Raw genomic sequence first — 3,963 nt, 5'->3', positions numbered from 1 at the left:
CCCGCGCCGTTGCGGACACCCGTCCACGGGCGCCCGGCCCGGAGGCGTTCCCCCGGGCCGGGGTGGGACTCAGGAACCGCGCATCTCGTCCTTGGCGGTCTTCGCCTCGTGACGGGCCTGCTCGCCCGTGGCCTGCGCGGCCTCCGAGGCGCTGCCCTTGAGGTGCTCCCCGGCGGTCCGCGCGGACTCCACCGCCTGCTCCTTCACGTGGGCGGCCGACTCCGCGACCGCCTGGCGTGCCGGCTCGATCGCGTCGGCGTGCTCGCCCACCCGCCGGGCCGCGCGCTGTTCCGCACGGCTCTCGGAGAGGACGGAGGCGGCCAGGAGACCGGCCCCGAAGGCGATCAGCCCCGCGGCGATGGGGTTGCCCTGGGTCTGGTGCACGGCCCGCTCCGGCAGCGACCTCGCCATGCCGACCGCCTGGCCGGTGGTGTGCCGGATCCCCTCGGCCGCCTCACCGGTCGAGGGGGCGGAACCCATGATCCGGTCCTTCAGGTCCCGTGTCCCGTGCCGGACCCTGCGGGTACGCCGGTGCACGACGTTGCGCGGGTTGGCGTGGTCCACCAGACGGTCGGTGTCGTGGGTCAGCTCCGAGCGGGTCCGCTCGATGTCCTGTCTTATCTGGTCGGGTGTTTCGCCCATTGCGCGTCCTCCTTGAGGGTCTCGATGGTGCGTTCCGGTTTCGGAGAGACCTCGCGCATGCGGTTGCGGCCCATGACGGCCAGGACCGCGCCGACGATCGCCCACACCACCGCGACGACCAGCGCGGCCCAGCCCAGGCCGATCAGTTCCGCCAGTCCGAACATGGCCGCGAGGCTGAGCAGCAGCAGGGCCAGGTACCCGGCCACCGCGGCCCCGCTCAGCAGGCCAGCGGCCTTGCCGGTCTTGACCGCCTCCTCGCGCATCTCGGCCTTGGCCAGCGCGAGTTCCTGACGGAACAGCTTCTGCAGGTCTCCGGTCACCGCGCCGAGGAGTTCGGAGAAGGACTGCTCCTCCTCGCCCGGCTCCCGCCGTTCCCCGCCGGTCTCCCGCCGTGCTCCGGGAATGGTCGCCATGTCAGCCCCCTCAGAACGTGCGTCCACGCGGCCCCGGATCGGGCGGTGGCGGACCGATGTCCTCCGGCCGGGGCGTGACGGGCGGGCGGGGGGACGCGACCCCCTCGTCCTGGTCGCTCTCGCTCAGACGCGGTGCGGGCGGACGGACCCGCTCACCGGCGGGGAGCGCCTCGGGGCGGCTGTCGCCGGCCCCTTCCCGGCCCGCGGAGATGTCGGACGAGGCCTTGAGGACGCGTCCGAGCGCGAATCCGGCGACGGCCGCACCGGCCAGGAAGGCGACGGGCCTGCGTCGCGCGAAGCTCCTGGCCTCCTCCACCAGGCCCTCCATGCCGCGTTCGTCCAGGAAGTCGGCGGCTCCGCGGCCGCTGTGGGCGATCTGGCGCACGGCACCGCTCACCGGGGAGCCCTGCTCCCCGCTGTCCGCCATGGACGACAGCTCCTCGGACCACTGGCGCAGGTTCTGCGACGTGCGCCGGGTCTGTTCGTGGACTTCCTCGCGCAGACGGGTCTGGACGTCGTCGGCGACGTGCCGGGCCTCGGTCCGGGCCTCGTCGGCCAGGGAGCGCACCTGGTCCCCCGCGGTGGAGGCGACCTCGCCCGCCGCCCCGCGGGCGGTGTCGGTCAGGCGGCCGCCCGTGCCCCCGGGCCCGTCTCTTCCCTCGTGTGAGTGCATCGCCAAGCCTCCTTGGAGTCGGCCTGTTGCTCGGTTGGCACCGCGACTACCCCGGCTCCACCCGGTCATGCACACCGGAACGCCGCACTTCACACGGGTCGTCGCACCCCGGCCCGGGTGCGCGGAGGGCACCCGGACGACCGTGTCGTCGTCCTCCGGTCACCGCCCCCGGTGGCGGGGGCGCGGACCGGCCCTCGCGGAACACCTCGCGCGGAGACCGGTCGCCGTGTCCCCGGGGGCCGTGGGGGGAACCGGGTGATCGCCGTGTCCTCGCGGGGCCCGGAAGAACCGGTGGGGTGCGGCGTCGCGCGCCGTCGCCGGGCTCGGGCAAGCCGGTCGGCCGCGGCGCTGTCGCGGGGTGGGGGTGAACCGGTCGGCCACCGCGTCGCGCGGGGTCCGGGAAAAGCCGTGGCCGCACCGGAACCCGCGTGCTAGCTTGGGCGGAATTTCCCTCCGGAACCGCTAATGCCACCGCCATCAGGGGCTGGTCGGAGCCGCGACGTCCCTCGACCAGGAAAACAACCATGCCCGTGGAGAGAACCGCCGAATCGTCATTGTTCCTGCGCTACACCTCGTTCGCCCTTCTCGGCGCTTCGGCCGATTTCCTTTTCGGCGCGGTTTTCGTCACCATCCTCCTGGAACGCGGGGCGGACCCGTGGCTGCTGGGACTGATGCTCGGTTCCACGAACCTGGTGGCCCTGTTGGTGGAGGCGCCCAGCGGTGCGCTCGGCGACCGCTACGGCCACCGCAGGCTGCTGACGGTGGGGTTCGCCGTGTGGGGCACGGGCTTCGTGCTGACGGGGTACGCGGACGGGCTCGCGCTGACGCTCGCGTCCATGTACCTGTGGGCGGTCGGCTTCCACCTCCAGTCCGGGACTCTGGTCGCGCTCGTGGTCAACCGGATCGGCGACCGCGACCGCCCCGCGCGGATCGCGCGGACGGTGCGGTTCGTCCAGGTGGCGGGCAACAGCGGTGCGGTGCTGGGGGCCGCCTCGGTGATGGTGGCGGGCACCTGGCTGTCCGCGGACGCCCTGGTGCTGGTGAGCGGTGTGGTGCTGGTGGCACTGGCGGCGCTGGCTCCGGTGTGCTTCCCCCACTCCCCCGGCCAGCCGGGGCGCCCGCTCACCGCGATCGTCCGGGAGTCGGCCGTACTGGTGGCGAGCAGGCGTTTCGCGCCGCTGGTGGCCCTGTCGGCGGCGTCGGTGTCGGGGCTGACCGCCCTCGTGCTCTCCTGGCAGCCGTTGCTCGCGGCCGAGCACGGCGCGGACGTGCGGCTCAACGGCCTGGTGCTGCTGATGATGATGGCGGCCATGGCGGCGGGTTCGGCGTGCTCGCGGTTCGTGGGGCGCGGTCGGCCGCACGTGTGGGGGCCCGTCTTCGCGGCCGCCTCGGGCCTGCCCCTGGGGCTGGCGGCGCACGGGGCCGTGCCGCTGGTGGCGGGGCTGGTGGCGGCGGAGTTCCTGCTGGGGCTGGCCGTGGTGCTGTCGCACGTGTGGCAGCAGACGATGTTCTCCGACGCCAACCGCAACACCATGTCCGCGATGCTGGGGATGGTGGGCAACGCGGCGAGGATGCTGACCGTGCTGGCGTTCGGGTGGTTGTGGGAGTTGTTCGGGCTGGCCTGGACGGTGACGGCGGTGGTCGGGTTCGGGGTGGCCGCGGCGCTGGCGACCGTTCTGCTGTCCCGGCGGTTCCCGGAGTCGACGCGGTTGGTCGAGGGCTCGGACGAGGGCGAGGGGTCCCCGGACGAACCGGAACTGGACGGGACGGGCGGATAACGGTCGGGAAAGGCGGCCGGTGGACGGGAGGGGCGGACAGCGGACGGAAAGGGCAGGCGGCGGACGCGCTGTCCGGGTGGCGGAGGCGCCGTTCTCCCGCCTTTCCCAGTGGAGGGGAACCGGGAAAGTCCCTCTTCCTTTGGCGCACCCCAGGGAATTCTCGTGCCCCATGTCACAGAAAGAGTCGACTGAACCGCGATATCGCATTTCGGGGCGGGTGCGGTCGAACCCCGGAAAACGTGCGTCGGTAGCATTCCCTGGACATGGGAGGCGTGGTTCGCGCAGCGCTCCGCTCACGGGTTCCACGGGGGAGCCGGACCCCGCACGGAGCCGTCGGGGCGGGGACTCCGCCGCGCCTTCGCCGGACCGGCCGAGGACGAGGAGAGGGAGCATGAGCCTGGCGGAGCTGCTGCGGGAGCGCCCGATCGTACAGGCGCCCATGGCGGGCGGGGCCGCC

The 3,963-nt window shown here is 73.4% G+C and carries 4 protein-coding genes; 1 reads left to right on the top strand and 3 read right to left on the bottom strand.

The genetic code is table 11. From position 1 onward, the window contains the following. Positions 1–69: 69 nt before the first annotated feature. The 3 genes from DQW06_RS11090 to DQW06_RS11080 are packed head-to-tail and all read right to left on the bottom strand — an operon-like array spanning position 70 to position 1,728. Positions 70–642, bottom strand: a complete 573-nt coding sequence (locus DQW06_RS11090) for a DUF3618 domain-containing protein (protein WP_013155230.1) — start codon at positions 640–642, stop codon at positions 70–72. After that, complete coding sequence (locus DQW06_RS11085; protein ID WP_071622826.1) at positions 618–1,055, bottom strand: phage holin family protein; 438 nt, start codon at positions 1,053–1,055, stop codon at positions 618–620. The genes DQW06_RS11090 and DQW06_RS11085 overlap by 25 nt, the downstream gene beginning before the upstream one ends. A 10-nt stretch (positions 1,056–1,065) precedes the next feature. Beyond that, on the bottom strand, positions 1,066–1,728 hold the full coding sequence (locus DQW06_RS11080) for a hypothetical protein (protein ID WP_117198399.1): 663 nt from the start codon (positions 1,726–1,728) through the stop codon (positions 1,066–1,068). Positions 1,729–2,252: 524 nt separating this feature from the next. Here DQW06_RS11080 and DQW06_RS11075 point away from each other — a divergent pair. Continuing rightward, complete coding sequence (locus DQW06_RS11075; RefSeq protein ID WP_117198398.1) at positions 2,253–3,506, top strand: MFS transporter; 1,254 nt, start codon at positions 2,253–2,255, stop codon at positions 3,504–3,506. The last annotated feature ends 457 nt before the right edge of the window (positions 3,507–3,963 follow it).

The organism is Nocardiopsis sp. TNDT3, from assembly GCF_003427465.1.
Taxonomy (GTDB): Bacteria; Actinomycetota; Actinomycetes; order Streptosporangiales; family Streptosporangiaceae; genus Nocardiopsis; species Nocardiopsis dassonvillei.
The sequence above is the reverse complement of the archived record's forward strand: the minus strand, read 5'-3'. Positions and strand labels throughout refer to the sequence as shown.